Below are 26,636 nucleotides of genomic sequence, written 5' to 3' on the forward strand. Positions count from 1 at the left end.
GGCGAGGGAGAAGAGCTTACGCCTTCTTTTTCTTCTCGCGCTCGATGCCTTCGAGGATCAGCTTCTGTGCCTCTTCCGGGCCACCCCAGCGCAAGATCTTCACCCACTTGCCCGGCTCGAGATCCTTGTAGTGCTCGAAGAAGTGCTGGATCTGCTGCAGCGTGATATCAGGCAGATCGGAGTACGACTTCACCTTGTCGTAGCGCTGCGTCAGCTTTGACGACGGCACGGCCAAAATCTTCTCGTCGCCGCCGGCTTCGTCTTCCATCATCAGCACGCCGACTGGACGCACGCTCATGACGGCGCCGGGGATGATGGCGCGGGTGTTGATGATCAGCACGTCGCAGGGATCGCCGTCATCCGACAACGTGTGCGGGATGAAGCCGTAGTTACCGGGGTAACGCATCGGCGTGTACAGGAAGCGGTCCACCACCAGCGTGCCGGCTTCCTTGTCCATCTCGTATTTGATCGGCTCGCCACCCACGGGGACTTCGATGATGACGTTGACGTCGTGGGGGACGTTTTTCCCGATCGAGACCGCATCGATACGCATTCAAGGCTCCGTTGTTGCCGAGGTTAAATCGCGCCCGGCAGCGATTTTGGCGCTGTCATACGCGGGCTTGGCCCGCCAATCCATCGTGTTTTTGTGAAATAATGAATCCCGCGATCACCGGCTCAAGAGGCAACGGTATCGACGGATGGGAAGCGCTGCCGACCAAGCTTTCAGCAGCTCAATTGGTCCAAACCTTAATTGGTCCAGGCGAAGGCAACCTTGTCGAGCGACTTCGGCCCGAAACGCTCCGAGGAGCGCGCCACCATGCGGCCGCCCAGGGCCCGGTAGAACTCGGTGGCGGGATCGTTGTCCGAGAGCGCCCACACCACCATGCTCTTCAAACCGCTCTGCATCAGGTCGCGGCGGGCGGCCGTGAACAGGCGACGGCCGAAGCCGAGACCCTGAAACTCGGGGCGCAGGTAAAGCTCGTAGATCTCGCCGTCGAAATGCAGGCTGCGCGCGCGGTTGCGACCATAGTTCGCATAACCGGCGATCTTGTCGCCGAACACCAGTACGCTGACGCGGCTGCCCTTGCGGATCGCACTGTCCCACCACTGCGGGCCGCGGCGGTTGATCAGCTTCTCCAGCTCGCCGCCGGGAATGATACCCTGATAGGCGGAGCGCCAGGCTTCGTCATGGGTCGATGCCACCGCAGTTGCATCTGCGGCTTTGGCCGGCCGGACCTCGATCAGGGTTGTGCTCATGGGCGCAATCAAACCAAGTCGCCGCGCTGGCGGCAAGACCTATCGTTAATTATCGGTTAACCTGTGGACTTTCTGCATCAGTATTTTAACCATGTTGTACCGAAAAAAGACAGCACGCCATTTCGAAGGGCACCGGCCCGCCATGCATCGGTGCAAAACTGCCTCGCAGCAACCAATGAACCGCGATGGCAACGCAGAAAGTCCGCCGATAATGATTCGTTCCGACTAGTTTGGTCGTCACTCTTCGTGTTCGCCTCCGGCAATTCATGCGGCTCTTCAACACCCTTTTCAGCAGGCTGGCGCTCCTGCCTCTGCTGGCCTTGCTGACCGCGCCGCCTCTGTGCGCTCAGGTCACGTTCGGTGCATCAGGCGAGGAAGGCGAACCGTTTCGCCGGCAGGAATGGCGCGTGCCGTCGCCGGATACCGACATTGCCGCGCATGCGCTGCTGTTTCGCCCCGCAGGCGCCGGTCCGTTCCGGCTTGCAGTCATCGCGCATGCCTCGACGCAGAACGTCTTGCGTCGCGCGCAAATGCCGCGGCCGGAATACCGTGCACTCGCAGCGTTCCTCGTCGCGCGCGGCTTTGCCGTGCTGGTGCCGGAGCGGCTCGGCCATGGTGCGACCGGTGGCCGCTATGTCGAAGACCAGGGTGGATGCGACGAAGCCGACTATGCGCGCTCGGGCCGTGTGACCGCCGAGCAAGTTTCGCTCGCGGTGGATTTTTTGCGAACGCAGGATTTCGCTCGCAAGGATGCCGCGGTTGTGATCGGCCATTCCACTGGCGGCTGGGGCGCACTTGCGCTCGCCAATGCCGACCCGAAGATGATCTCGGCGATCACAGTATTCGCGCCGGGGCGCGGCGGCCACGCCAATGATGAGCCGAATCGGATCTGTGCGCCACATACGCTTCTTGCCGCGGCAGCCGGGTTCGGCAAAGCGGCGCGCATTCCCATCACATGGCTCGTGGCCACCAATGATACTTACTTTGCGCCAAAATTTTCGTTGGACCTGGTCGATGCGTTTCGCGGCAGCGGCGGCAAGGTCGACTTCCACATGTTGCCGGCAGTGGGCAGCGAGGGGCATTGGATGATCGAGACTGAAGCGGGCGTCAAAGCCGCCAGCAGCGAGCTCGATCGCGTGCTGAAGCCGGTGGCGGGGAAGAAGCCATGACGCTGTATTTCCTGGTCAAATACCTGCATGTGCTCGGCGCCATCGTCATCCTCGGCACCGGAACCGGCATCGCCTTCTTCATGCTGATGGCGCATCGCACGCAGGACGCGCAATTCATCGCGCGCACGGCATCGGTGGTGGTGACCGCGGATGCGATCTTCACGTTCTCGGCCGTGATCTTCCAGCCAGTCACGGGCGGCTTGCTGATGATGCTCTCGGCGACGTCGATCACGGAACGCTGGATCCTTGCGTCGCTGGCGCTCTACGTGATCGCAGGCCTGTTCTGGATCCCCGTCGTGTTCATGCAGATCGAGATGCGCGATCTCGCGCGCAAGGCGGCCGAGCAGCACGTCGCTCTCCCCGCGCGCTATTTCATCCTATTCCGCCGCTGGTTCGCGTTCGGCTTCCCCGGCTTCGGCGCGACCATGCTGATCCTCTGGCTGATGATCGCAAAACCATTTTGAGAGAGGCGATGAACCAGCGAACCATTTTGGTGCTCGGCGCCTCCGGCCTGATCGGCCGCTTCGTCACCGACGATCTTCGTGTGCGCGGTTTTCGCGTGGTTGGGGTGGCACGCAGCTTGTCGCCCGCGCAGAAGATGAGCGCGCTGGACATCGAGCTGCCGATCCTCTCGCTTGAGGTAGCCGCACTGACGCGCCTGCTCCGCGAGCATGCAGTGGATGTCGCCGTGAACTGCCTCGGCGTGCTCCAGGATGGCCCCGGCAGCGACACCAATGCCGTGCATCGCGATTTCGTCGCGCGCCTGCTTCAGGCGATCGGCGACAGCGCTCGCGCGATCCGGCTGGTGCACATCTCGATTCCCGGAGCCGCGGAAGCCGATCGCACCGCCTTCGCCACGACCAAGCGCGAGGCCGAGCGCCTAATCGCGGCCTCCGGCATAGCCCACGCCATCCTGCGGCCCGGCTTCGTGGTCGCGCCGTCAGCCTATGGCGGCAGCGCGATGCTCCGCGCGCTCGCCGCTTTCCCGCTTGACCTGCCTGCGAAGGAGATGGCGACGCCATTCCAGCCCGTCGCGGTCCACGATATTTCGGCAACCATCGCCTGGCTCGCCGAGCGCGATATCGACGATGCCTCCGCCAAAGCGGTGAGCTGGGACCTGATGCAGACCGAGCCGATCACCACGGCCGGCGTCATCAAGCAGTTCCGCCTCGCCTTCGGCACGGCCGGCTGGCCGCGTTTCGCGATGCCGTCTTTCATGCTCGATCTCGGTGCGAAGATCGGCGATCTCGCAAACACTCTCGGCTGGATGCCGCCGATGCGCTCCACCGCCATCGCCGAGCTGCGCCGCGGCGTAACCGGCGATCCCTCCGCGTGGATCGCCACCACAGGCATCGCGCCGAAGACGCTGATGGATACGATCGGGCGCCATCCCGCCACCATCCAGGACAAATGGTTCGCACGCCTGTACCCGATCAAGGCGCTGATCTTCGCGAGCCTCGTCGCGTTCTGGCTCGTCTCCGGCTTCATCGCGCTGTTCGTGTCCTATCGCGCCGCCGCCGGCATTTTATCCGCGCATGGCTTCCCATCGGCTCTGGTTGATCCCGTCACCATCGGCACCAGCCTGATGGATATGTCCATCGGCGTGCTGATCGCCTTCCGCCGCGCCGCGGCGATCGGGCTCGTTGCGGGTATCATTGCGTCGTTTGGCTATATGTTTGGAGCCGCGATACTCACACCGGACCTCTGGATCGAGCCGCTCGGCGCACTGGTCAAGACCGGGCCGGCGATCGTGCTGATGCTCGTCGCGCTGCTGATGCTGGACAATCGCTGATGAATAAATGGCCCGACGACGACGTGATCCTGTTCGACGGCGTCTGCATCTTTTGCTCGCGCTGGGTCCGCTTTGTCGCGCAGCGGGATGCGGCGAAGCGATTTCGTTTCACACCGATCCAGTCGGACTATGGTGCGAAGCTCGCACGCACCCTTGGCATCGATCCGAATGATCCCGACACCAATGCCGTGGTCCACGGCGGCGAGGTGTTCATGAAATCGGACGCAGCGCTGACGGTGCTGTCCCTATTGCCGGGATGGAGCTGGGTGCGCGTACTATTCGCGGTCCCGAAGCCGCTGCGAGACCCGGTCTACAGCCTCATCGCACACAACCGCTATCGCATCTTCGGCAAGTATGACGCCTGCTTCGTGCCTGATGCTGATTTGCGAGCGCGGGTGATCGAATAACGTGTCATTGCGAGCGCAGCGAAGCAATCCAGAGTCTCTCCGCGGAGGGATTCTGGATTGCTTCGTCGCAAGGGCTCCTCGCAATGACGGAGTTTGCGGCTACGGCTTGCCTAAAGCCGCCAGCACTTCCTGCGCCGCCCGTTCGCCGCTGTCCCTCGCGCCATGCGCCGTCGTGAAGAAGGTCGGCGACGTCGCTTCTCCCGCGAAGAACAACCGCCCATCCACGGGGACAGCCAGCACGGCACGATCACCGGCGTGCCCCGGCAGCGCGTGTGAATACGAGCCTCTCGCAAACGGATCATGCGCCCAGCGGGACTCGTACAGCGGCTTCAGCTTGTGGCGGATGTCGTTGCCGAGGAAGCTCGCGATCTCGTCGATGCTGTGCGCGGCGATGGCGCCTTCGCCGGCGTTTTCGAGCTCGCGTGCAAAGCTGCCGCCGAAAAAGCCTTCGATGCAGGGCTGGCCGAACGGGCGGATGTGATAGGTGCCCATGTCGGTGCGCATGGTGGCGCCGCGCAGGTTTCCTTCTTTCGGGAAGGCTTCGGCATCGTCCAGCGCCAGCGTCACCTTGTCGTCGACGCCGAGCGGCAGGCCGGCCGCCGCATCGACCTTCGCCGGGAGCGGCGGTGAGAAACGGATGGCTTCGTCTGCGATCAGATTGGTCGGCACGGTGACGATCACCCTGTCCGCGGTCAGCGTGCCCTGCGAGGTCTCGATGCGGATGCGCTTGCCGGAATGATCGATCAGCGTCACGTTGCAGTTCAGCGCCACCGGGCAGGGCGCGCCATACGAGGCGACCAGCGCGCCATAGCCGCGCCGGACGCGCCAATTGAGGTCGCTGTCCTCATAGGCGTCCCAGTCCAGCGTCGACATGTCCTTCAGTTCGCAGCCATTGATGTAGGTCGAGATCGCGTCGATCATCGGATTCCAGCGATTGCCGGGCTCGAGGCTCAGGCTCGCGGGCTCGTCGCTGCCCTTTTGCGCGGCCTGCCAGAGACGCTCGTAGAATGCGTCCATCGCGCGCATAAAGTCGTCGCGCTGGCTTTGTGGAAAGGCATTGCCGAAGGCGCGTTCGCGCCAGGGCGGCAGGTCTTTGTTGACCTCGAAACCGAGTTTTCGCGCGATCGGAACGAAGGAATTCTTGTCCGCCGAGTGAAGCCAGCCGCAGCCGACGTCGAAGGTCACTTCAGGCGAGGCCTGCACCGTCCAGGCGCGGCCGCCGAGCCTGTTACGCGCCTCCAGCACGATCACGGAGAGGCCGGAGCCTGCCAGCGCATGCGCCGCGCCGAGGCCGGCGGCGCCCGCGCCGATGATCGCGACGTCGACTGAGGAGGGGACGGAACTCATGGACGGGCTCTAGCACGTTCGCAAAGAGTGCTGAAGCCGGACCCGGACGCGGTGCGGCGTGTAACGCCGCTCCGCAGAGCCGGGACCCAAGGTGATATGGAGGCGGTGAGAGTAACTGGGCCCCGGCTCAGCAGCGCATCACTGCGCGCTGCGCTGCGTCCGGGGCACGAGAGCGGTGGCCTTACGCCACCGCTTCCTTGGACTTTTCCGCGCGCTTGCGCTCGTTGGCGTCGAGGTGCTTCTTGCGCAGACGGATGGACTTCGGGGTGATCTCCACCAGCTCGTCGTCCTCGATGTACGCGAGCGCCTTTTCCAGCGTCATGCGGATCGGCGGGGTCAGGCGCACGGCTTCATCCTTCGACGTCGTGCGGATGTTGGTGAGCTGCTTGCCCTTCAGCACGTTGATCTCGAGATCATTGTCGCGGGTGTGCTCGCCGACGATCATGCCCTTGTAGACCTTCCAGCCGGGCTCGATCATCATCGGGCCACGGTCTTCCAGTTTGAACATGGCATAGGCCACCGCCTCTCCCTGGTCGTTGGAGATCAGGACGCCGTTGCGGCGGCCCTGGATCGCGCCCTTGTAAGGCAGGTAGTTATGGAACAGGCGGTTCATGATCGCCGTGCCCTTGGTATCGGTCATCAGCTCGCCCTGGTAGCCGATCAGGCCGCGGGTCGGCGAGTAGAACACCAGCCGCAGGCGGTTGCCGCCGGACGGACGCATCTCGATCATCTCGGCCTTGCGCTCGCTCATCTTCTGCACGACGACGCCGGAGTGCTCCTCGTCGACGTCGATCACGACTTCCTCGACCGGCTCCAGGGTCTGTCCGGTCTCCGGGTCCTTCTGGAACACGACGCGCGGACGCGACACCGAGAGCTCGAAGCCCTCGCGACGCATGGTCTCGATCAGGATTGCGAGCTGCAATTCGCCGCGGCCGGACACTTCCATCGCGTCCTTGTCCTGGGCTTCGACCACGCGCAGCGCGACGTTGCCCTCGGCCTCGCGCAGCAGGCGGTCACGGATCAGGCGGCTGGTGACCTTGTCGCCTTCGGTGCCGGCGAGCGGCGAGTTGTTGACGATGAACGACATCGACACGGTCGGCGGATCGATCGGCTGGGCCTGGATCGGGGTCTCGACCGTGGGATCGCAGAAGGTGTCGGCCACGGTGCCCTTGGGCAGGCCGGCGATGGCGACGATGTCGCCGGCTTCCGCGATCTCGACCGGCTGGCGCTCGAGGCCGCGGAACGCCAGAATCTTGGAAATGCGGCCGGTTTCCACCAGCTTGCCGTCACGCGACAGCACCTTCACGGCCTGGTTCGGCTTCACGGAGCCGGACGCGATACGTCCGGTGATGATGCGGCCGAGATAGGGGTTGGCTTCGAGAATGGTGCCGAGCAGCCGGAACGGGCCTTCCTCGACCACTGGCGGCGCCACGTGCTTGATGACGAGATCGAACAGCGGCTGCATGCCGACGTCGTGGGAGGCGTCAGGCGAGTCGGCCATCCAGCCGTTCTTGCCCGACCCGTAGAGGATCGGGAAATCGAGCTGCTCGTCGGTGGCGTCGAGCGCCGCGAACAGGTCGAACACCTCGTTGACGACTTCGGAGATGCGCGCGTCGGGGCGGTCGACCTTGTTGATGGCGACGATCGGCTTCAGGCCGAGTTTGAGCGCCTTGCCGACCACGAATTTGGTCTGCGGCATCGGGCCTTCAGCGGCGTCGACCAGCACGATCACGCCGTCGACCATCGACAGGATGCGCTCGACCTCGCCGCCGAAATCGGCGTGGCCGGGGGTGTCGACGATGTTGATCTGGGTGTCTTTCCATTGCACCGAGGTGCATTTGGCCAGAATGGTGATGCCGCGCTCGCGTTCCAGATCGTTGGAATCCATGGCGCGCTCGACCTGGCGCTGGTTGTCGCGATAGGTGCCGGATTGCTGTAGCAGCTTGTCGACCAGTGTCGTCTTGCCGTGGTCGACGTGGGCGATGATGGCGATGTTGCGGAGGTTCATGAGTGAGCTTCTTTGCGGTCGGACAATGGGTTAAGCGCGATCTCGCCGGTCAAGCCGGGACCTCTTCACGGACAACGCTGAAACGTGGAAAACGGGGCCTATTACGCCCAAAAGGGCCGCTCGGCTAGATCAACCGGGCACCCTATGCGTTTGCAGCGCAATATAGGCAAAAACCACCAAAAAACAATGCGTTCTTTTGGGGTTGGTTGATTGAATTTTGCCCGGGAATTCCCCGGGGTTAGGGGCAATCCGACACCAAACCGGTCCTTTGGCCGGAGGGGCCTCGATCAGCCCCGTGCTGGGCTGCTGCTCGCTTCCGCGGTCGGGTAGACCCCGCGCAAAACCTCCTCGAAATGCAGCTTCACGGCGTCGTTGCAGAGGCAGGCCCGCAGCCGCAGGCCGTCGCGATTGCGAACCAGGATCGACCCGCGCCTGGTCTCGAGCACGCCTTCCGCCCTGAACGACTGCAGCACACGGCTCGTATAGCTGCGTCCCACCCCGAGCAGCGTGGCAAGCTGCTCGTGGGTCAGCGGCACGCTGTTCTCGTCGCCGGTCCGCTCCATCGCCGCCAAAATCCATTTGGCCGTGCGCTGCTCGATCGAGTGGATGGCATTGCAGGCGGTGGACTGGAAGATCTGCGCCAGCATGCAATCGGCGTAGCGGGCAAAGATATGGCGCAGCGACGGCGATCGCTGCTTGGCCGCTTCCACTTTGGCGACATTGACGCGCGCAAACGGCCCGCCGAATTTCACGCAGATGCGGGTGTAGGCCGGCAGGAAGCCTTCGCTGACGATGCCGCCCACCGCGCCCTCGCGCCCGACCAGAATGGTCTCGACATCGCGGCCATCCTCATTCGGGACGAGAAATGTCGCGAGCGCGGGTCCGCAAGGGAAGTGAACGAGCTGGACATCATCGCCGGGATTGTAGAGCAGATCGTTCGCCATGGTGTTTTCAACGGCGACGTGCGGCGCCAGCAACGCGTAATCCGCCTGGCTCAAGCGCCGCAGCAGATTGTTGGCCGGCCGGCTGTCGACCTCATTTGCCTTACCAATATGCGCATCCATCGTGACCCCGCCTTCCCTTCTCCTCAGACTAGCGAGTTCCGCCCGAATCTTGTGTGCACAAGTGGACAGACTGGAGAACTGTGATGTGGTGGGTTTCGTTCCGGGAACCCTCCGATGCACTGGGCGCAGGCATCGTGTCGCGGCAGTCCCGATCCGAAAAACCTCACGCCTAAGATCTGATTATGGCACCCGCACTTCCCGATGGCTCAGGCCGGCCTTCCGACGTTCTGATCGTCGAGGACGATCCGATCATTGCGATCGATTTCGAGGACCGTCTCCTCGGATTCGGCGTGACGAGCGTGCGGACCGTTGGCTCGGTGACGCAGGCGCTGGGCGCGATCGCCAAGCGTGCTCCCGACTTCGCACTGCTAGATGTCGAGCTGATCCGCGAGAAGAGCTTTGCGATCGCCGAGCGTCTGGTCGCGCTCGGGATCCCGTTCGTCTTCGTCACCGGCTACGGCACCGACGCGCGCATTCCACCGGAATTCGCCGGCCGGCCGCGTTTGCAGAAGCCATGTTCGAGCGACGCGCTGGAGGCGGTGCTTCAGGTTCGCGCCGCCGATTAGCAATCAGCCGCGTTTCGGATCGAGCGTGGTCGACCACAGCGCGACGTCGGCGCGGTCGCGCAAGGTCACAATCATCTGGCCCGAGGCGCCCTCGATCTTGACGTGACCGAAGAACTGCATGCCGGCAGACGGCGGCAGGTTCTGGTTGTCCTTGCCCGGCGCCTTGACGAAGCGCACTTCGGGCCCAAAGGTGTTGTCGAGCGCGTTCGGACCGAATGTGCCCGCATGCAGCGGGCCCGACACGAATTCCCAGAACGGCTCGAAGTCCTGGAATTGCGCCTTGTTCGGATCGTAATAATGCGCGGCGGCGTAGTGCACGTCCGCGGTCAGCCACACCGTGTTGCTAACAGGCGCCGTCTTGATAAAGCGCAGGATGTCGGCGATCTCGAATTCCCGGCCGCGCACCGGACCGTCGCCCTGCGCAATGGCTTCCGAGCCGCCCTTCGGCGTATCCGACACGACGAGGCTGAGCGGCATGTCTGATGCGATCACCTTCCAGGTCGCGCGCGAGTTGAGGAGGGCGCGCTTGAGCCAGGCGATCTGGTCCGGGCCGAGGAAGTAACTGGCCGGACCGTATTCCGTTTCGAGATTGGCGCCATTCGGGCCGCGATAGCTGCGCTCGTCGAGCACGAACACGTCGAGATGCGGGCCGTAGGAAATCTGGCGATAGACCCGGCCCGGCTCGATGATGCTCTCGCGCATCGGGTACATCTCGTGGAAGGCGCGGCCCGCGCGCGCCGCGAGCAGCGAGATATCGCGCACCTTGTAGGTCGCCGGCAACTCCTTCGACAGCGACCAGTTGTTGGTCACTTCATGGTCGTCCCACTGCACGAAGATCGGCACCTCGGCATTGAAGGCGCGGACGTTGTCGTCGGTGAAATTGTATTTGTGCGCGGCGCGGTACTCGTCCAGCGTTTCCGCGACCTTGGCCTTCTCGGGGATGGTGACGTTCTTCCAGATCTTGCCGTCGGCGAGCTTGACCTCGGATTCGATCGGGCCGTCGGCATAGATGGTGTCGCCGGAGTGCAGGAAGAAATCCGGACGGTGCTTGCGCATCGCGGAGAAGGTGGCCATGCCACCGTCATCAGGGTTGATGCCCCAGCCCTGGCCGGCGACGTCGCCGCCCCAGACGAAGCTGACGTCGCGGCGGTCGGCCGGCGCGGTGCGGAAACGGCCGACCACCGCCTCGCCTTCGACTGCGGTATGCGAGAGATCGCGGAAGCGGACACGGTAGAAGATATCCTGTCCGCCCGGCAGGTTCTCGATCAGCATTTTTGCGGTGAAGTCGCTTTCAGGCAGCGCCGCGATCGGCGGCAGCGAACGGGCATCCTTGAAGGATTCCGTCGTGGCGACCTCGACCAGCATCTGCGACGGACGGTCGGCACGCGCCCACACCACGCCGCCGTCGACGGTGACGTCGCCGGACTGCACGCCATGGGTCACCGCCGGCCGGTCGGCCGCGCGCGAGAGATGCGGCATCGCGATCGCGCCGAACGCACCGGCACTGGTGGAGAGGAAGCGGCGGCGGGAGAATTTGATGTTCATGGAGTTGGTCTCGATACCGCGTGGCGCGACCGCCGGGACGGCAGTCGTCACGATCAAGCCAGACGCTATATTGAGACAATGTGACGCAGCAATTACGCGCGGAAGCGTCTACGCGTTGCCGGCGGCCCTGAACTGCGCGCCCGCGCGTTGCAGGTTCTGCGGCAGGCTGAACAGCACGGCCTTGCGGTCGGCGACCGCCGCGTGGAACTGATCGAGCACGATGTTGATGGCGGTGAGCCCGCCCTCCTCGATCGCGCCGTGGTCGAAGCAGCGCAGCGTGTCGCGCAGGATCTCGTCGGCCTCGGTCTGCATCTGGTCGAGCTCTTCGGTCGTCTCGCTCTTGCGTGCTGCCGCAATCATGTCGAACAGCCTGTCGCGCAGATGACTGTTGTTGTCGCGCTCGTCCTTTTTCAGGTAGCCCGCGAACCAGGCGCCGAGCGAACCCATCGCGGAGAGCGCCATCAGGGTCCACCAGATGTAATCGCTGTATTTGTCGAGGAAGGTCTTTTCCTCGCCATCGACGAAGGCGGCGGCGCCGGGATGTACGGGGATCACCGCATCCTTGTCGGTGTCGGGCGTCTCGATCTTCGCCGCCAGCGGGAACTCCGTCACCAGCTGCTGGCGTACGGCGAAGAGCTGCCGCGTGAATGCCGCGACGACGGTCTCCGACAAGCCTTTGCGCGCCACGATGTGGTGCGAGAAGCTGATCGTCTTGACCTCGTCGTCGGGACGATCCGGCGAGCCGCCGAAAGTGCCCGCAGGGATCTCGGATGCTTCATAGACCGGGTGGTTCTGCGCAATCGCATCCGCCGAATCGATCGCAAGGAAAGCCGGCGTGCCGCCGTCTTTGGCGGAAGCCGAAATCGCATCCGACGTGATCTTGCTGTTGACGGGACCGGCCGCAAGATAGGCATCGGCCTTCTGGGCCTTGATCGCCTCGGCGGCTTCGTTGGCGGGGTACTGCACGATCTCGACCTTGGCGGGATCGACGCCGTATTGCTGCAGAATCACCTTGAGCAGATTGACGTTGGCCTGGGTGCGGCCGACCACGCCGACCTTATGGCCGGCGAGCTGCGCGATCTTGGTGATCTTCGGGCCCTTCTTCTTGCCCTTGCCGGGCACGGACCACAGCACCACGACGTTCTTGCGCAGGGTCGCGACCGCTTGCGCATTCTTCGGCACGTCGACGTCGCCGCGCACGACGGCGAGATCGGCCTTGCCCTCCGCCAGCAAATCGGCGCTGGCAGTGGCGCCGTCGGTCTGGATCGGTCGCAGCCGTACATAGCTCTTGTGCTGCGCGAAGCCTTGGGTCAGTGCCTGCATGACCTTGACGTCGTCGCTGTTGGCGGGACCGACCGCGACCTTCAGCGTCACCGGCCGCATGGCAAAGTAATAGCCGCCGACCAGCGCGCCGATGATGGCCAGCACCAATGCGAGGGAGACAAGCGCGGTCTTTCGCGCCGCTGATCGCGGCGACGTCGGTACGGGCGCTTCGGCCAGGTCCAATCCCCCGGTCATCGATCTCCCAAACAGGCGCTTGAGGCTCAGTTTCATCTTGGCCGGCGATTTACGCCCGCAATTGTAGCAAATTTCTTGCCCGGCGGGGTTACATCTCCGTCATGGTTAGCGGATGGGCGGAATCCGGTATGAACCCGGGGCATATGGACGGTGTTAGGGTAAAGTTCCCCTGAAAACGGAGGCCATCATGGCAGAGCGGCTGACAACGGAAACGCGTCAACAGGCGCTGGCCAGTATCCCGGGATGGGCCGAGGTCCAAGGTCGCGACGCGATCGGGAAAACCTTTGTCTTCAAGGATTTCAACGAGGCCTTCGGCTTCATGACCCGAGCGGCGCTGGTGGCCGAGAAGATGGATCACCATCCCGAATGGCGTAACGTCTACAAGACGGTCGAGGTGGTGCTGTCGACCCACGACGCCGGCGGCGTCACCAAGCTCGACATCGAGCTCGCCAAGGCGATGAACGCCATCGCCAAGCTGACACCAGCCTGACATCTTGCGAGGCGCCGCCGCATCCCCATGTTGTGATCGGCAGGAGATGCGGCCATCGGCCGCTCTGCCGGCCACCCTTGGGTGAACGTGGAGTTTGTCGAACATGGCCGCCGAACACAGCGTCGGCTTCGAGCCGGCCGATCGGCTCGCGGAAGATCGTGAGAGCGTGCGCCGCCGCTTCTGGCGCAAGCTGAAGCGTGTCGCCGCGCAACTGCCGTTCGCCGAGGATTTGGTCGCCGCCTATTATTGTGCGTTCGACCGGCAGACGCCGCGGCATGTCCAGGCGTCGCTGTTGGGAGCGATCGCCTATTTCATCCTGCCGTTCGACTTCATCCCCGACGTGATGCCGGTCCTCGGCTTCACCGATGATGCCGCCGTGCTCGCCACCGCCATCCGCATGGTCGCTGGCCATATCACGAATGAGCACCGTGATGCTGCCCGCGCTATGCTGAAACGCGGGGTGGATGATGTTGAGGTGGACGTAGAAGCCGCGTAGCTGCGTTCACCACGCATTCCGTTGTCATTCCCCGCGAAGGGGTGAATCCAGTATTCCAGAGCCTTCGCGATTCACAAATACTGCCACGCAGTACTGGATCGCCCGCCTTCGCGGACGATGACAGTGAGAATATCCGCTACCTCTTCTCCGGCCCCGCTGGCGCCCGCGCCTTCTCCGCATCCCACGCCTGGAATTGCTTGAACAGCGTCTCCTTGTCCGTGTCCGACACGTTTGCAGCCGCGGGAGTCTGCTTCAGGAACGCCTCGAAGCGCTGGCGGGCCACCGGCTCGACGCCGTGCTTGTCGAGCCATTGCTGCGCCACCGGCAATCTGCTCCAGCCGGACAGCGGTGCCGCGAGCGAGACCTCCTTCCACTTGGGATGGAACGGCGGGCTCTGCAGCGCGGGGAATTTCGTGAAGAACGCGTCCACGAACAGCGCGAGCTTGCGGTAGCGCTCGGTATTGGGCGCCCAATTATAGGCCGCGAGCACCGCGGGCACCGCGATCGTGTCCACGCTCTCGCCCTCCTTGATCAGGTTCGGATAGTCCTTTGCCGTCAGTGTCGCCGGCAGATAGTCGCTCTGGAGCGGCTTTGCATAGTCGACCTTCGCAAGATGGAAGCGGCCGTCATTGCCGAAGGTCGAGACCGATTTGTACGGCTTGCCGCCGACCACGATGACCGCGTCGATCTCGCCGGCCTTCAGCTTCTCCATCGCGATGCGCTGCTCGACATAGACGAATTTCGCCTTGATCCCGAGCCGTTCGAACACGGTGAGGGCGGTGACGAAAGTGCCGCCGTTCGGCAAATCCACGCTGACAATCTTGCCTTCGAGGTCTTTCAGTGTCGCGATCGATTTCGGCGCGATCACCTGCATCTCCTCGTTGTAGAGTTTTGTCACATAGGTGAACTGCCGCTTGATGTCCTTGGCAAAGCCCTTGCGCTCGAGATAGTCGAGCGTGTCGGCGCGCACGACACCGAGATCGACGCCTTGCAGGAACAGGATGTCGGCAACGCTCTGCACCGAGCCGCGGCCGACGATCGGCAGCACGCGGATCTTGTTGCCGTCGTCGAGCACCGAGGCGAGGTCGGCGCCGAACTGCACATAGGTGCCGCCGATCGTGCCGGTGATCAGCGTGACGGTGTTGGCGTTGAGCGCCTGCTTGGTCGTGGTCGAGCCGAACTGGAAGATGGCCTTCAAGCTGTCCGACACCTTGGCCGGATCGTATTCGGTCTGCTCGGCGCGCGCCGTGAAGGCACAGATCGTCATGATGGCGGCAAGCGCCATGCTCAAAGCGTTACGCATGATGTCCCCTGAAGAGTTCTAGTTCTGAAACCGGCCGAGCCGCTGTCGCGCCTCCGCCGATCCAAGTGATGCAGCCCGCTGGTACCAGTCACGCGCGACTGATGCGTCGGCGATGATGCTCCGCGAGTCGCTGGTACCCAGCACCGCGGGATCATAAGTCTGCGCCAGCAGGAGCGCGGCCGTTGCATCTTTCGCATTGGCCGCGCGCTCGAGCAGCAGTCGCGCTGAGGCAATGTCGCCGACGCCGATCAGGCTCCTCGCGCGCGTCATCAGCCCTGCCAGCGTGTCGGCATCGAGCGTCCTGACAGGCTCCGGCGGTGCGGGCTGTGCCGCGATGGGCACCGGCATCTGCGCCTGCAATGCGATCTGATGGGCGGCCGCGATGGTGTCACGGCTCGGCGGTGCTGGGAGATCCAGCCTGTCGGCGCTCGCCAGCCTCGTGTTGCTCACCCGGGCCGGGTCCTTGAGCGGAGCTTGCCGCATGACCGGAGGATTGGCCGGAGCGATGGCCTGATCGGGAGCTGTGCCCATCAGGCTGACGGCATTGGCCGCGACGAGATTGCGCAGGTCGGACTGAAATAGCGCGGCCAGGATCGCGGCGGCGGATAGCGCGAGCGCAGCAGCCAGAAGGCGCGCCGCGGTCCCGGTTCTGGAACGCAAGGTCAGCGGCGCATATTCCCGCGGGTCCGGGGCCCCGAGCGGGTCGGACAGGAACAGCGGCATTGGATCGTCCTGCGGAAAATCGGCGCGGCTGGCGCGTGCACGGATGTAGGACGCGGTGGACGATTGTGATGCAGATCGATCGGACTCGAACGCCCTCGACTCCCTGGACGGACGGTATGCCGTCGTCTCCATGGTGATGCTCCCCATTTACTGACGCAACGCAGGGACAGTCCCGGTTCAGTCTTCTTCTTGTTGTCCAGAAGCGCCCCGCAAACTGGAACCGGTAAATCGCCGTCCGATTCAGCCCAAAAAGCGACGGCGGTTTGCGCGAATCGGGAGATATTTGGGTTTGATTACGGCGAGGCGGCGGAATGCACCGCAATTTTGGCCGCAATGGTTGAGGGGGATTTTACCAAGCGACGGAGCACGTAACTCGTGCGGGAACAGCGAGTTGGCTATGCTGCCTGTCCCATATTCGGTGTCATGCTCCGACTTGATCGGAGCATCCAGTACGCCGCGGCTTCTCGGCTAAGTCTCTGCTGTCTCTGGAATACTGGGTCGTCCGGTCGAGCCGGACGACGACAGCTTTATGTGTGGCGGGCGTGTGTACAGGGTCGCGCCGCCGCCGCCATCCTCACGGATGCAAGATCACCTTGCCCATGGCCTGGCGCCCCGCGAGCACCTTCAGCGCATCCGCGGTTTGCGCCAGCGGGAAGGTGCGGTCGACATGCGATGAAATTTTTCCTTCCGCGGTCCACTTCACGAGCTTCTCGAGGTTCGCGCGGTTCTTCTCCGGATTGAGCCGGGTCCAGGCGCCCCAGAACACGCCGCGGATGTCGCAGCCCTTCAGCAGCGCGAGGTTCAGCGGCATCTTCGGAATATCGCCGGCGGCAAAGCCGATCACGAGGAAGCGGCCTTCCCAGGCGATCGAGCGCAGCGCCGCTTCCGCATACGCGCCACCCACCGGATCGAAGATGATGTCGACGCCCTTGCCGCCGGTGAGTTTTCGCAAGCCTTCCTTCAAATCTTCCTTGCCGTAGTTGAGCGTCAGCTCGGCACCGTGTGCTTTGGCGAATTCCAGCTTCTCGTCCGACGAGGCGCAGGCGATCACCTTCAGGCCCATCAGCTTGCCGAGCTCGCAGGCGGCGAGGCCGGTGCCGCCGGCAGCGCCCAGCACCGCGAGCGTCTCGCCCGGCTTCGGGCTGGCGCGATCTTCCAGCGCATGCAGCGCGGTGCCGTAGATGATGATGATGCCGGCCGCGCGGTCGTAGTCGAGATTGTCGGGAATCTTCACGATCGATGCCGCCGGCAGCGCGATCTTCTCGCGCGCGCCATTGTGGCCGCAGGACGCGACGACGCGATCGCCGACCTTCACATCAGTGACGCCGGGCCCGATGCTCTCGATCACGCCCGCAACTTCGGCGGCCGGCGAGAACGGGAACGGCGGCTTGATCTGGTACTTGCCCTGGATCATCAGGAGATCGAAGAAATTCAGCGCCGCCGCCTTGATCGCGATCACGGCTTCGCCGGGACCGGCCACCGGATCCGGCACGTCGGCGAGCACGAGATCGTCGGGCTGGCAATATTGCGAGCAGAGGATGGCTTTCATGGCAGCACCTGAAGCGTTTCGGGGTGGAATTATAGTTGGCTCGTTTCTGCCGGATTTAGGCACGGGCGACAATCCGGATTCTTTGTCTCGATCAGCGTGAAGGCCTATCCTCGCGTCATGGCGAGCGCAGCGAAGCAATCCAGACTATTTCCGCGGCACGGACTCTGGATTGCTTCGCTGCGCTCGCAATGACGAAAGAAGAAAAGGGAGGATTCAAACGATGTTTGAAACGGGTCTGCTCAAGGATAAGCGCATCCTCGTCACCGGCGGTCGCTCGGGCCTCGGCGCAGCGATGGGACGCCGCTTCCTCGCGCTCGGCGCCGAGCTCGTGATCTGCGGTCGCAAGCTCGATCGACTGGACGCAACCGCGAGCGAGATGCGCTCGGAGACCGCTGGCAAGGTCTCAACCTTCGCCTGCGACATTCGCGACGGTGCCGCCGTCGAGAGCATGATGGACACGATCTGGCGCGAAGCGCCGCTCGACATTCTCGTCAACAATGCTGCTGCGACCTTCATCGCGCAAAGCGAGCATCTGTCGTTCCGCGCCGCGGACGCGATCCTGGCGCCGACGCTGCATGGTGCGATGTATTGCACACTCGCCGCCGGCAAGCGCTGGGTCGACGGCAAGCATGGCGGCGTCGTGCTCTCGATCCTCTCGACCTCGACCATCACCGGCCGCGCCTTCACCGTACCGTCGGCGATGGCGAAATCGGCGGTGCTGGCGATGACCAAGAGTCTTGCGGTCGAGTGGGGGCCGAAGGGCATCCGCACCGTCGCGATCGCGCCGGGACCATTCCCAACCGCGGGCGCATCAGGGCAGCTCCGCCCCGAGGGCCGCGACGAAGGATGGACCGCGCGCAACCCGATGGGGCGCACCGGAGAGCACAGCGAGCTTGCCGACCTCGCCAGCTTCCTCGTCTCGGACCGCGCCGGCTACATCAATGGCGAGATGGTGGTGATCGACGGTGGCGCGCATCTACGCAGTTCCGGCGCCGAAGATTTATTGCGCTGGACCGATGCACAATGGTCCGAGCAACGCGCTGCGCGATCCAAAGGCTAACCCGCTAACTGCCTTCCCAAATTGGACTTTTCCGGCTATCCCTGCTCGGGGACAAAACGCGGCCGGGCCATCTTCCAGTCACAATATTGAGGGAACCACTCCAGCATGTGGCGGGCGCTCTTTTTGGCTTTGATGATTGGCGTGACGGCGTGGGGAATCAGCGATTCCGCGCGGGCACAGACGGCGCAACCGGCGCCGAAGGCAGTGGCAAAACCAGCCGCTCCGGCCGCGAAAACAGCAGCCAAGCCTGAGAGCAAACCTGCCGCCCTTCCCGCAGCGGTTGCGGGTGGCGCGGAGCCGACCTTGATCGGACAATTCGGCACCTGGGGCGCCTATTCGGCCACCCCCAACGGCAAGAAAGTCTGCTTCGCGCTGGCAAAACCCTCGTCGTCGAAAACCAACCCGCCGAACAGGCCGCGCGATCCCGCCTATGCCTTCGTCTCGACCCGGCCGGCGGAGAAGGTGAGCAACGAAGTTTCGGTCATGATCGGCTATGCGCTGAAGCCGGGCTCGGAATCCTCGGTCGAGGTCGGCGGCGCCGCTTTTGCGATGTATACGCAGGGCGACGGCCTCTGGATCAAGAACGCGGCCGAAGAGGAGCGGATGGTCGAGGCCATGCGCAAATCAGCCGATCTCGTGGTCAAGGGCGTTTCGGCCAAGGGCACGGAGACGACCGATACCTTCTCGCTGAAGGGCCTCGCCCAGGCGCTGGACCGGATATCGCAGGACTGCAGGCGTTAAGGCTGCAAGCGATAAGGTCGCAATCGGCCGTTCCGGTTGCTATATAGGGCCGGTTCCAGATTTTTCGCCGTCATAGATGCCCGGGTCAAGCCCGGGCATGACGAGTTTAGACAGCAGATCCTAGGCCTACAGATGCAACCGACGACCGAGCCGCACGACGCAATCCTGGTGGAGAAGACTCCACTCGAAACCTATGTGCCGCCGGCAAAGCCGTCGCTGATCGGCCTGTCGCGTACCGAGCTTGCCGATCGCCTCGGCGAGATCGGCGTCGCACCGGCACAGCGCAAGATGCGTGTGCAGCAGCTGTGGCACTGGATGTATTTCCGCGGCGCCCAAAGCTTCGACGACATGACCTCGGTCTCGAAGGGCATTCGCGCCGAGCTCGCCCAGCACTTCACCGTCGACCGGCCCGAAGTCGTGGCCGAACAGATCTCCAACGACGGCACCCGCAAATGGCTGCTGCGCCTGCCGAGCGGCGACAATGTCGAGAAGGCGCATGAAGTCGAGTGCGTCTACATTCCGGAGACCGATCGCGGCACGCTCTGCGTCTCCTCGCAGGTCGGCTGCACCTTGAATTGCTCGTTCTGCCACACCGGCACGCAGCGCCTGGTGCGCAACCTTACCGCCGGCGAGATCGTCGGACAGGTGATGGTCGCGCGTGATCGTCTGAATGATTGGGCCGATCGCGAGGACGGCACGCGCCGCGTCACCAACATCGTGATGATGGGCATGGGCGAGCCGCTCTACAATTTCGACGCGGTGCGCGATGCGCTGCTGATCGTCGGCGACAATGAAGGCATCGGCATCTCCCGCCGCCGCATCACGCTGTCGACCTCCGGCGTGGTGCCGAACATCGTGCGCGCCGGTGACGAGATCGGCGTCATGCTCGCGATCTCGCTGCACGCCGTGCGCGACGAGCTGCGCAACGAGCTGGTGCCGCTCAACCGCAAATATCCGATCAAGGAATTGCTCCAGGCCTGCCGCGACTATCCCGGCGCCTCGAATGCCCGCCGCATCACCTTCGAGTACGTGATGCTCAAGGGCGTCAACGATTCGCTCGACGATGCAAAACTGCTGGTGAAGATGCTCAAGGGCATTCACGCCAAGATCAATCTGATCCCGTTCAATCCGTGGCCCGGCACAACCTATGAATGCTCGGACTGGGACCAGATCGAAAAATTCTCCGAATACATCTTCAACGCCGGCTATTCCTCGCCGGTGCGCACCCCACGCGGCCGCGACATCCTCGCCGCCTGCGGCCAGCTCAAGTCGGAGACCGAGAAGCTCTCGGCCAGCGAACGCCAGGCGCTGCGCGCCATGGCGGTGACGGATTGAGTTGATGCGTGCCCGCGCTCTCGCATCTCCGTCATTGCGAGCGCAGCGAAGCAATCCGGAATCTTTCCGCGAGGACAGACTGGATTGCTTGGCTGCGTTCGCAATGACGGTGAAAGTAGCGTCATGTCCCTGATCGGCCGCCTCATCGTCATTTTCATCGGCTTTCTCGCCGCCTGTTTCGTCGGCGGCATGATCGTCGTCGTCGCGCTGCTGTTTCCGGAGTTCGCCGATCTCGGCACGGGTCCCGTCGATCAAGGCGCGATCGATATCCTGCTCGGATTCGGCTTCATCTTCGTCTCGGGTTTTGCGCTGGTTCCGGCGGCGGTGATCGTCGCGGTCACCGAGGCGCTCTATATCCGCAGTGCGCTGGCTTATGCTGTCGGCGGCGGCCTCGTCGGGCTCGCCTGCTATCTGGGCCTCGTTCCCTTTCACTCCGACACGTTGCAGTTCGAGGGCATCGTGCGGCGGCATCTGGAGATCATGACCGGCGCGGGCATCGTCGCCGGCGTCGTGTACTGGCTGATCGCCGGCCGCAACGCCGGCGCCTGGCGCAATCCGTCGCCTCCGCGCAAGCCGCCCCCGCCGCTGCCGTCGAATTCAAGACCGGATTGAGGCGCCGTCATTGCGAGGAGCGAAGCGACGAAGCAATCCAGGGATATTTCCGCAGTGACAGTCTGGATTGCTTCGTCGCAAGAGCTCCTCGCAATGACGGAATCCAGGGTTTTCATCCCCTCTCCACTCCGCTAAACCGCGCGCCATGAACCGGACTGGACTCTTCATCGCCCTGGCGCTGTGGCTCGTGATCGGCGTCGTTTTCGGCCTCTATCCCGAGCTCGATCTCAAGCTCGCCGCGCTGTTCTTCGACCCAGAGACGAAGACGTTTCCGCTCAAGCTGAACGACTGGGCCGGCTTCGCGCGTGACGCTGCGATGTGGGTCTCCTGGGCCTTCGTGGTGCCGCCGCTGGTCGCACTCGTGGTCAAGATGGTCCGGCCCGACCGTCCCTTGATGGTGTCGGGGCGCGCGATCGTGTTCCTGCTGGTCACGATCATCATGTCGGCCGGCATTCTCACCAACCTTACCTTCAAGTCCTATTGGGGCCGACCGCGGCCGGTGGTGGTGACGCAGTTTGCCGGCGACCAGCAGTTCGTGCCGTGGTGGGATCCGCGCGGCGATTGCGCGCGCAACTGCTCGTTCTTCTCCGGCGAAGGCGCGACCGCATTCTGGACGCTGGCGCCCGCCGCGCTGGCACCGCCCGCATGGCGGCCGCTCGCCTATACCGGCGCCGTGGTCTTCGGCCTCGTGACGTCAGGGCTGCGCATGGCCTTCGGCGGGCACTTCTTCACCGACGTGTCGGTCGCCGGCCTCGTCACCTTCGTCGTGATCTGGTTCGCCTACGCACTGATTTACCGCTGGCCGCGGACCCGGTTCTCGGACGCGGCGGTCGATGCCGCCCTGACCCGGCTGAACATGCCCGCCTACCGGCTCCGCCAGCGTCTGTTCGGCCGCAAGACGGGGGCCGAGCCCTCGGTTTGAGCGATTAAATGGGTGCCGAGGCGTGCGAAATTTGATATTCGCGCGGTCAAGTTCGCCCTCGCATCAGCCCCTTGAGACCCGATTGGAAGCGCCATGACCACGATCCTGAAAAGCCTGCCCAAGGGTGAGAAAGTCGGCATCGCTTTCTCGGGCGGTCTCGACACCAGTGCGGCGCTGCTCTGGATGAAGCAGAAGGGCGCACGCTGCTACGCCTATACCGCTAATCTCGGCCAGCCGGACGAGGCCGACTACAACGAGATCCCGCGCAAGGCGATGGAGTTCGGTGCCGAGAAGGCCGTGCTGGTCGATTGCCGCACGCAGCTCGTTCACGAGGGCATCGCTGCGATCCAGTCCGGCGCCTTCCACATCTCGACCGGCGGCATCACCTATTTCAACACCACGCCGCTCGGCCGCGCGGTGACCGGCACGATGCTGGTCGCGGCGATGAAGGAAGACGGCGTCAACATCTGGGGCGACGGCTCGACCTTCAAGGGCAACGACATCGAGCGCTTCTACCGCTACGGCCTGCTCACCAATCCGGGCCTGAAGATCTACAAGCCCTGGCTCGACCAGCAGTTCATCGACGAGCTCGGCGGCCGCGCCGAGATGTCGGCGTTCATGACCGCCCAGGGTTTTGCGTACAAGATGAGTGCCGAGAAGGCGTACTCGACCGACAGCAATTTGCTCGGCGCCACGCACGAGGCAAAGGATCTCGAGAGCCTCGACAGCGGCATCAAGATCGTCAACCCGATCATGGGCGTGCCGTTCTGGCGCGACGACTGCGCTGTGAAGGCCGAGAAGGTCGTTGTGCGCTTTGAAGAAGGCCAACCGGTCGCGCTGAACGGCCAGAGCTTCAGCGATCCCGTCGCGCTATTCCTCGAAGCCAACGCCATCGGCGGCCGCCACGGCCTCGGCATGAGCGACCAGATCGAGAACCGCATCATCGAGGCCAAGAGCCGCGGCATCTATGAAGCGCCGGGCATGGCGCTCTTGCACATCGCCTATGAGCGCCTCGTCACCGGCATTCACAACGAGGACACCATCGAGCAATACCGCATCAGCGGCATGCGCCTGGGACGTCTGCTCTATCAAGGCCGCTGGTTTGATTCGCAGGCTTTGATGTTGCGCGAGACCGCGCAGCGCTGGGTCGCGCGCGCCGTCACCGGCGAGGTGACGCTGGAGCTGCGCCGCGGCAACGACTACTCGATCCTCAACACCGAGAGCCCCAACCTCACCTATGCGCCGGAACGGCTCAGCATGGAGAAGGTCGAGGACGCGCCGTTCACGCCGGCCGACCGTATCGGTCAGCTCACCATGCGCAACCTCGACATCGCCGACACGCGCACGAAGCTGAAGCTCTATAGCGACACCGGCCTGCTCTCGGGCAGCGAAGGCTCGCAGATCTTCAGGTTGGAGAACGACAAGGGCTAGCGCATCTGCGCGTGTCCCGGACGCGATGCAGCGCGAAGCGGTGCGTCGCAGAGCCGGGACCCAGAATCTCAATCGAATTCCGTCAATAATTTTTGGGCCCCGGCTCAGCAGCGCATCACTACGTGCTGCGCTGCGTCCGGGGCACGAGACCTGAAACAAAAATGGCCGGGATCGCTCCCGGCCATTTTGCATTTAAGTGTCGCCTCAGCGCGGCGGCGCGGTGCCGGGCGGGGGCGGCGGCAGCGAGGCCTGGCCGCCGTTGAGCAGCGGCGTGATGTTGCGGACGGTGACGCGCCGGTTGATCGCGCTCGGCCCCTGCGTCTGCTCCTTCAGGTACTGCTCGCCATAGCCCTGCGAGGTCAGGTTCTCCGAGGGCACGCCGAACTGCTGGGTCAGCAATTCGGCTGCGGACTGCGCGCGGCGGTCCGACAGCGACAGATTGTCGACCTCGTTGCCGACCGCGTCGGTGTGTCCCTCGATCAGGAACACCACGCGCGGGTTGGCCTGGATCGCACGGTTGAGGCCGTCGGCGATCGCTTGCAGCTTCGCCGCCTGATCCGGTGGGATCGTCCACGAGCCTGTCTCGAAGGTGATCGTGTTGACGTCGATGCTCGGCATCTGCATGCGAACATTCGGGCTGTAGCGAATCTCGTCGAGCGTGTAACGCCGATCGATCCGCTGCACCGGGGGTGCCTCCATGGTCTGGTAGATCAGGTCCGGCGACGCCTCCTGGGCGTCGACGATGTAGCGATCGTAGGGAATGTTCACGACCGGAGGCGGCGCGTCGACATAGAAGCCGCCGACCGACTGCGGATCGCGATAGCTGTTGTCGATGATGATGATCTCGCGTCCTCGGGGATCCCTGCGGATTCGGCGCAGCAACCGGCCGTCCGGACCGACCATGGTGATGATCTCGCTGCCGTCGGGACGGACCACAACCGTGCGGGTATCGCCGCCGACGACGTCGGTGCGGATGTCGCGGGCGCCATAGCGGAAGCGATAGAGATCGTTGCCGCGGACATAGGCCTGCCCGCCCGGATCGCGGATGATGATGCGATCCGGCTCGGTGTAGACGGTGCGGCCACCTTCGATGGACTCGCGTCGCTGGTTGTGGAGGTCGGCGATGGTGGCGCCGAGCACGGCGCCCCCCACGACGGCCGCGCCGATCGCGAGCGGCGTCAGGTCACGCTGCTGCGGACGCGGCGGCGGCGGCAGCGGTGCTGCGACCGTCGGCGCGGCGCGGAAGGCTGGGGCGACCGTCGGCGGTCTGTACTGTGCCCTGTCGGGCGGTGGCGCTGCGGCCGCCGTGCCCGGGACGATGCTCGGTGCCGCGACGCCAGCGGGGGGAGCTGCGGGCCGGGGCAGGGCGCCCGCCTGCGGCTGGCTCGGCGGAGTGCCGGCAGCGGGTGCACCCGCAGGAGGCGTTCCACCCTGACGTCCGGGCAGCGGGGTTACAGCGCCGCCGGGCGCCGGCGTTGCGGTCGGGAGCGGGGTTGCGCGCGGCGCAGGCGTCGGCGGCGGAGCGGTCGCCGCACCTGGTGCGGCACCCGGAGCGGTTGATGGTGCTCCACCAGCCGGAGGCGTGCCGGGACGTCCGCCGGGCGGCGGTCCACCGGGGCGTCCGGTCGGCGCTGCGCCCGGCGTGCTGCCTGGGGCCGGGGTTGCGGTCGGCGCCGGTGTTGTCGCCGGTGTGGGCGTCGTTGTCGGAGCAGGCGTGGCCGTTGGCGCAGGCGCGCCGGGGCGAGCCGCGGGCGCAGCGCCTGAAGGAGCCGTGGGTGTTGCCGTGGATCCAGGTGCGGGCCGTGCCGGGGGAGCCGCTGCAGGAGGCGGCGGAGGTGTTGGCGTTGAATGAGCCGCGGGCGGCGGGGGCGTCGGCGCATGCTGCTGCGGAGCCGCAGCAGGAGGCGGGGGCGGCACTGGTCGTGCTGCAGGCGGGGCCGGAGGCGGCGCATGCTGCTGCGGGGCCGCAGCCGGAGGCGGCGAGGGCTGCTTCGGAGCGGCAGGCGGCGGTGGGGGCGGCGGCGGAGTCGGACGGGCCGCAGGCGGCGGCGGAGGAGGCGGGGGTGCCGCAGGGCGCGGCGGTGCGGCCGCAGGCGGCGGCGCGGCTGGCGGGTGAGGCGGTGCAGCGGCCGGTGGCGGTGCGGCCGGACGAGCGGGCGCCGCAGGCGGCGCGGCGGCCGGCGGTCCCTTCGGCGGCTGCTTCGGTTTTCCGTCAGGCCCGATCTCTGGGGCCGGCGCCTGCGCGACAACGAGCGGCGCGGTTTGCGCATGCGATGCGGTGTTTGCCAATTGCATCGCGGTCAGAGCCGTTGTTGCAAGCAGCACGAAACGAAGGTTGGTCATGTGGTGAACTTCCCCGGAAGGTTCTTTGACGAAGTGTTGGGATGAACAGCTACGCGTTAGGCCGGATTGTGGCGGGCGGAGCGGTCGCGGCCCGATTTATTTCTGCACGCAAATCACCTCACTATCGTGACGTTCATTGCGCATTCAGACGCTGGTTGCAATCGCCTCATATGTGATGCTTCGCCTCATCCATGATCTCGCGGCGGCATTGCGTCCGTCGCAGGATTAGGCGTGAGCGGGCCAGTCGGCCCGCGCGATGGAATCTCTTCAGGCATGCGGCCCGGCAATTCGTCGGGCCGCGGTGGCGAGCCGGGCTCGCGCACCGGCGGCGTGATTTCAGGCTGCGGATTGCCCGGCGGAATCCCGGGCGGTGGCTCGGTCGGAGTGCCGGGTGTCGACGGCGGTATCTCAGGCGGTTCAATCGGCATCGGCATCATCGAGATCGGTTGTCAGGAAAACGACAACGATGATGCCGCGCCGATGTTCCTCAAGCAAGATCCGGAAGAGTGCGAAGCGGTTTTCCGAAAAGATCACGCTCAACGACAGCCTAAAGCGTCGACCTATTCCGGCGCGTGGCAGACGGCCTCGATGTTGTGGCCATCAGGATCGAGCACGAAGGCGCCGTAATAGTTGGCGTGATAGTGCGGACGGATGCCGGGCGCGCCATTGTCGCGACCGCCGGCCGCCGTCGCCGCCTTGTAGAACGCATCGACCGTTGCACGGTCCTTGGCTGCGATCGCGACATGCACCGGCTTGTTCAGCGCGCCCTCGCCGCCGATCCAGAAGTCCGGCTTGCCGTCGGCACCGAAACCCGCGGCCGCATCGTGGCCGGTCTGCTCCTGCGTCACTTCCATGATCAGGCTGTAGCCGAGCGGCGCCAGCGCCTTGCTGTAGAACGCCTTCGCGCGCTCATAGTCGGAGACGGGGAAGCCCAAATGGTCGATCATCACAACCTCCG

Annotated in this window: 27 protein-coding genes; 13 read left to right on the plus strand and 14 right to left on the minus strand. The window is 64.5% G+C overall.

Translation table 11 applies throughout. The features are described from left to right. Window positions 1–16: 16 nt before the first annotated feature. Window positions 17–553 carry an inorganic diphosphatase gene (gene ppa / locus IVB29_RS03655; protein ID WP_247502026.1) on the minus strand — a complete coding sequence of 179 codons (537 nt, stop codon included), beginning with the start codon at window positions 551–553 and terminating at the stop codon, window positions 17–19. Between the two features lie 194 nt (window positions 554–747). Further along, window positions 748–1,257, minus strand: a complete 510-nt coding sequence (locus IVB29_RS03660; RefSeq protein WP_014490714.1) for a GNAT family N-acetyltransferase — start codon at window positions 1,255–1,257, stop codon at window positions 748–750. Between the two features lie 266 nt (window positions 1,258–1,523). Between IVB29_RS03660 and IVB29_RS03665 the strand changes: the two genes are divergently transcribed. From IVB29_RS03665 to IVB29_RS03680, 4 genes are read left to right on the plus strand one after another with little or no spacing between them, the layout of a single operon-like run. Further along, window positions 1,524–2,426: an alpha/beta fold hydrolase gene (locus IVB29_RS03665; RefSeq protein WP_247502027.1), complete on the plus strand. Its 903-nt coding sequence runs from the start codon at window positions 1,524–1,526 to the stop codon at window positions 2,424–2,426. Further along, a complete protein-coding gene (locus tag IVB29_RS03670; RefSeq protein WP_247502028.1) occupies window positions 2,423–2,890 on the plus strand; it encodes a DUF2269 domain-containing protein in 468 nt (155 codons plus the stop codon). The genes IVB29_RS03665 and IVB29_RS03670 overlap by 4 nt, the downstream gene beginning before the upstream one ends. 8 nt (window positions 2,891–2,898) lie before the next feature. Then, window positions 2,899–4,218: an SDR family oxidoreductase gene (locus tag IVB29_RS03675; RefSeq protein WP_247502029.1), complete on the plus strand. Its 1,320-nt coding sequence runs from the start codon at window positions 2,899–2,901 to the stop codon at window positions 4,216–4,218. Beyond that, the gene (locus IVB29_RS03680; RefSeq protein ID WP_247502030.1) at window positions 4,218–4,625 is read left to right on the plus strand and encodes a thiol-disulfide oxidoreductase DCC family protein; all 408 of its coding nucleotides are present in this window, start codon (window positions 4,218–4,220) and stop codon (window positions 4,623–4,625) included. The genes IVB29_RS03675 and IVB29_RS03680 overlap by 1 nt, the downstream gene beginning before the upstream one ends. 99 nt (window positions 4,626–4,724) lie before the next feature. On the opposite strand, the gene IVB29_RS03685 is transcribed toward IVB29_RS03680, so the two are convergent. The 3 genes from IVB29_RS03685 to IVB29_RS03695 all read right to left on the minus strand — a co-directional run bounded on the left by IVB29_RS03685 (window position 4,725) and on the right by IVB29_RS03695 (window position 9,044). Further along, window positions 4,725–5,972, minus strand: coding sequence for an NAD(P)/FAD-dependent oxidoreductase (locus IVB29_RS03685; protein WP_247502031.1), 1,248 nt, complete (start codon window positions 5,970–5,972; stop codon window positions 4,725–4,727). A gap of 181 nt (window positions 5,973–6,153) precedes the next feature. Beyond that, on the minus strand, window positions 6,154–7,980 hold the full coding sequence (typA, locus tag IVB29_RS03690; RefSeq protein ID WP_247502032.1) for a translational GTPase TypA: 1,827 nt from the start codon (window positions 7,978–7,980) through the stop codon (window positions 6,154–6,156). A 287-nt stretch (window positions 7,981–8,267) separates the two neighbouring features. Further along, on the minus strand, window positions 8,268–9,044 hold the full coding sequence (locus IVB29_RS03695; protein ID WP_247502033.1) for a Crp/Fnr family transcriptional regulator: 777 nt from the start codon (window positions 9,042–9,044) through the stop codon (window positions 8,268–8,270). Between the two features lie 182 nt (window positions 9,045–9,226). On the opposite strand from IVB29_RS03695, the gene IVB29_RS03700 reads away from it, so the two are divergent. After that, window positions 9,227–9,610, plus strand: a complete 384-nt coding sequence (locus IVB29_RS03700; protein ID WP_247502034.1) for a response regulator — start codon at window positions 9,227–9,229, stop codon at window positions 9,608–9,610. 3 nt (window positions 9,611–9,613) lie between these two features. Here IVB29_RS03700 and IVB29_RS03705 read toward each other — a convergent pair whose 3' ends face one another. Further along, entirely contained in the window at window positions 9,614–11,155 is a 1,542-nt protein-coding gene (locus IVB29_RS03705) for an alkaline phosphatase D family protein (RefSeq protein WP_247502344.1), read from the minus strand. A gap of 108 nt (window positions 11,156–11,263) precedes the next feature. Beyond that, entirely contained in the window at window positions 11,264–12,709 is a 1,446-nt protein-coding gene (locus IVB29_RS03710) for a TAXI family TRAP transporter solute-binding subunit (protein ID WP_247502035.1), read from the minus strand. A gap of 151 nt (window positions 12,710–12,860) precedes the next feature. Here IVB29_RS03710 and IVB29_RS03715 point away from each other — a divergent pair, with 151 nt between their 5' ends. Next, window positions 12,861–13,163, plus strand: coding sequence for a 4a-hydroxytetrahydrobiopterin dehydratase (locus tag IVB29_RS03715; protein WP_247502036.1), 303 nt, complete (start codon window positions 12,861–12,863; stop codon window positions 13,161–13,163). Between the two features lie 103 nt (window positions 13,164–13,266). Next, a complete protein-coding gene (locus IVB29_RS03720; protein WP_247502037.1) occupies window positions 13,267–13,659 on the plus strand; it encodes a YkvA family protein in 393 nt (130 codons plus the stop codon). A 136-nt stretch (window positions 13,660–13,795) separates the two neighbouring features. On the opposite strand, the gene IVB29_RS03725 is transcribed toward IVB29_RS03720, so the two are convergent. The 3 genes from IVB29_RS03725 to IVB29_RS03735 form a co-directional block, all read right to left on the minus strand. Beyond that, window positions 13,796–14,962, minus strand: a complete 1,167-nt coding sequence (locus tag IVB29_RS03725; RefSeq protein WP_247502038.1) for a TAXI family TRAP transporter solute-binding subunit — start codon at window positions 14,960–14,962, stop codon at window positions 13,796–13,798. 18 nt (window positions 14,963–14,980) lie between these two features. Continuing rightward, entirely contained in the window at window positions 14,981–15,817 is an 837-nt protein-coding gene (locus IVB29_RS03730; protein WP_247502039.1) for a hypothetical protein, read from the minus strand. A 442-nt stretch (window positions 15,818–16,259) separates the two neighbouring features. Then, window positions 16,260–17,234: an NADPH:quinone oxidoreductase family protein gene (locus tag IVB29_RS03735; protein WP_247502040.1), complete on the minus strand. Its 975-nt coding sequence runs from the start codon at window positions 17,232–17,234 to the stop codon at window positions 16,260–16,262. Window positions 17,235–17,454: 220 nt separating this feature from the next. Between IVB29_RS03735 and IVB29_RS03740 the strand changes: the two genes are divergently transcribed. Next, window positions 17,455–18,294, plus strand: coding sequence for an SDR family oxidoreductase (locus IVB29_RS03740; protein WP_247502041.1), 840 nt, complete (start codon window positions 17,455–17,457; stop codon window positions 18,292–18,294). 35 nt (window positions 18,295–18,329) lie between these two features. Here the strand turns inward: IVB29_RS03740 and IVB29_RS38515 are convergent, their stop codons facing one another. Then, on the minus strand, window positions 18,330–18,539 hold the full coding sequence (locus tag IVB29_RS38515; protein ID WP_247502361.1) for a hypothetical protein: 210 nt from the start codon (window positions 18,537–18,539) through the stop codon (window positions 18,330–18,332). Between IVB29_RS38515 and IVB29_RS03750 the strand changes: the two genes are divergently transcribed. From IVB29_RS03750 to argG, 5 genes are all read left to right on the plus strand, one after another. Beyond that, entirely contained in the window at window positions 18,499–19,035 is a 537-nt protein-coding gene (locus IVB29_RS03750; protein ID WP_247502042.1) for an invasion associated locus B family protein, read from the plus strand. The two genes, IVB29_RS38515 and IVB29_RS03750, sit on opposite strands and share 41 nt — an antisense overlap. 132 nt (window positions 19,036–19,167) lie before the next feature. Then, a complete protein-coding gene (gene rlmN / locus IVB29_RS03755) occupies window positions 19,168–20,370 on the plus strand; it encodes a 23S rRNA (adenine(2503)-C(2))-methyltransferase RlmN (RefSeq protein ID WP_247502043.1) in 1,203 nt (400 codons plus the stop codon). A gap of 123 nt (window positions 20,371–20,493) precedes the next feature. After that, window positions 20,494–20,982 (plus strand): hypothetical protein, encoded by a 489-nt coding sequence (locus IVB29_RS03760; protein WP_247502044.1) that lies wholly within the window; start codon window positions 20,494–20,496, stop codon window positions 20,980–20,982. Between the two features lie 145 nt (window positions 20,983–21,127). Next, a complete protein-coding gene (locus IVB29_RS03765; RefSeq protein ID WP_247502045.1) occupies window positions 21,128–21,904 on the plus strand; it encodes a phosphatase PAP2 family protein in 777 nt (258 codons plus the stop codon). Between the two features lie 93 nt (window positions 21,905–21,997). Further along, the gene (argG, locus tag IVB29_RS03770) at window positions 21,998–23,335 is read left to right on the plus strand and encodes an argininosuccinate synthase (RefSeq protein ID WP_247502046.1); all 1,338 of its coding nucleotides are present in this window, start codon (window positions 21,998–22,000) and stop codon (window positions 23,333–23,335) included. 204 nt (window positions 23,336–23,539) lie between these two features. Here argG and IVB29_RS03775 read toward each other — a convergent pair whose 3' ends face one another. The 3 genes from IVB29_RS03775 to IVB29_RS03785 all read right to left on the minus strand — a co-directional run bounded on the left by IVB29_RS03775 (window position 23,540) and on the right by IVB29_RS03785 (window position 26,625). Next, on the minus strand, window positions 23,540–25,678 hold the full coding sequence (locus IVB29_RS03775) for an OmpA family protein (protein ID WP_247502047.1): 2,139 nt from the start codon (window positions 25,676–25,678) through the stop codon (window positions 23,540–23,542). Between the two features lie 185 nt (window positions 25,679–25,863). Then, window positions 25,864–26,106 carry a hypothetical protein gene (locus tag IVB29_RS03780; protein WP_247502048.1) on the minus strand — a complete coding sequence of 81 codons (243 nt, stop codon included), beginning with the start codon at window positions 26,104–26,106 and terminating at the stop codon, window positions 25,864–25,866. Window positions 26,107–26,238: 132 nt separating this feature from the next. Continuing rightward, window positions 26,239–26,625: a VOC family protein gene (locus tag IVB29_RS03785; RefSeq protein WP_247502049.1), complete on the minus strand. Its 387-nt coding sequence runs from the start codon at window positions 26,623–26,625 to the stop codon at window positions 26,239–26,241. Between the last annotated feature and the right edge of the window lie 11 nt (window positions 26,626–26,636).

It is taken from the genome of Bradyrhizobium sp. 1 (assembly GCF_023073315.1).
In the GTDB taxonomy this organism is placed as follows: domain Bacteria; phylum Pseudomonadota; class Alphaproteobacteria; order Rhizobiales; family Xanthobacteraceae; genus Bradyrhizobium.

Bases quoted from the DNA above. Each gene is read 5' to 3' on its own strand.
- ppa (WP_247502026.1), bottom strand. From the start codon at position 553: ATGCGTATCGATGCGGTCTCGATCGGGAAAAACGTCCCCCACGACGTC.
- IVB29_RS03660 (WP_014490714.1), bottom strand. From the start codon at position 1,257: ATGAGCACAACCCTGATCGAGGTCCGGCCGGCCAAAGCCGCAGATGCA.
- IVB29_RS03665 (WP_247502027.1), top strand. From the start codon at position 1,524: ATGCGGCTCTTCAACACCCTTTTCAGCAGGCTGGCGCTCCTGCCTCTG.
- IVB29_RS03670 (WP_247502028.1), top strand. From the start codon at position 2,423: ATGACGCTGTATTTCCTGGTCAAATACCTGCATGTGCTCGGCGCCATC.
- IVB29_RS03675 (WP_247502029.1), top strand. From the start codon at position 2,899: ATGAACCAGCGAACCATTTTGGTGCTCGGCGCCTCCGGCCTGATCGGC.
- IVB29_RS03680 (WP_247502030.1), top strand. From the start codon at position 4,218: ATGAATAAATGGCCCGACGACGACGTGATCCTGTTCGACGGCGTCTGC.
- IVB29_RS03685 (WP_247502031.1), bottom strand. From the start codon at position 5,972: ATGAGTTCCGTCCCCTCCTCAGTCGACGTCGCGATCATCGGCGCGGGC.
- typA (WP_247502032.1), bottom strand. From the start codon at position 7,980: ATGAACCTCCGCAACATCGCCATCATCGCCCACGTCGACCACGGCAAG.
- IVB29_RS03695 (WP_247502033.1), bottom strand. From the start codon at position 9,044: ATGGATGCGCATATTGGTAAGGCAAATGAGGTCGACAGCCGGCCGGCC.
- IVB29_RS03700 (WP_247502034.1), top strand. From the start codon at position 9,227: ATGGCACCCGCACTTCCCGATGGCTCAGGCCGGCCTTCCGACGTTCTG.
- IVB29_RS03705 (WP_247502344.1), bottom strand. From the start codon at position 11,155: ATGAACATCAAATTCTCCCGCCGCCGCTTCCTCTCCACCAGTGCCGGT.
- IVB29_RS03710 (WP_247502035.1), bottom strand. From the start codon at position 12,709: ATGAAACTGAGCCTCAAGCGCCTGTTTGGGAGATCGATGACCGGGGGA.
- IVB29_RS03715 (WP_247502036.1), top strand. From the start codon at position 12,861: ATGGCAGAGCGGCTGACAACGGAAACGCGTCAACAGGCGCTGGCCAGT.
- IVB29_RS03720 (WP_247502037.1), top strand. From the start codon at position 13,267: ATGGCCGCCGAACACAGCGTCGGCTTCGAGCCGGCCGATCGGCTCGCG.
- IVB29_RS03725 (WP_247502038.1), bottom strand. From the start codon at position 14,962: ATGCGTAACGCTTTGAGCATGGCGCTTGCCGCCATCATGACGATCTGT.
- IVB29_RS03730 (WP_247502039.1), bottom strand. From the start codon at position 15,817: ATGGAGACGACGGCATACCGTCCGTCCAGGGAGTCGAGGGCGTTCGAG.
- IVB29_RS03735 (WP_247502040.1), bottom strand. From the start codon at position 17,234: ATGAAAGCCATCCTCTGCTCGCAATATTGCCAGCCCGACGATCTCGTG.
- IVB29_RS03740 (WP_247502041.1), top strand. From the start codon at position 17,455: ATGTTTGAAACGGGTCTGCTCAAGGATAAGCGCATCCTCGTCACCGGC.
- rlmN (WP_247502043.1), top strand. From the start codon at position 19,168: ATGCAACCGACGACCGAGCCGCACGACGCAATCCTGGTGGAGAAGACT.
- IVB29_RS03760 (WP_247502044.1), top strand. From the start codon at position 20,494: ATGTCCCTGATCGGCCGCCTCATCGTCATTTTCATCGGCTTTCTCGCC.
- IVB29_RS03765 (WP_247502045.1), top strand. From the start codon at position 21,128: ATGAACCGGACTGGACTCTTCATCGCCCTGGCGCTGTGGCTCGTGATC.
- argG (WP_247502046.1), top strand. From the start codon at position 21,998: ATGACCACGATCCTGAAAAGCCTGCCCAAGGGTGAGAAAGTCGGCATC.
- IVB29_RS03775 (WP_247502047.1), bottom strand. From the start codon at position 25,678: ATGACCAACCTTCGTTTCGTGCTGCTTGCAACAACGGCTCTGACCGCG.
- IVB29_RS03780 (WP_247502048.1), bottom strand. From the start codon at position 26,106: ATGCCGATTGAACCGCCTGAGATACCGCCGTCGACACCCGGCACTCCG.
- IVB29_RS03785 (WP_247502049.1), bottom strand. From the start codon at position 26,625: ATGATCGACCATTTGGGCTTCCCCGTCTCCGACTATGAGCGCGCGAAG.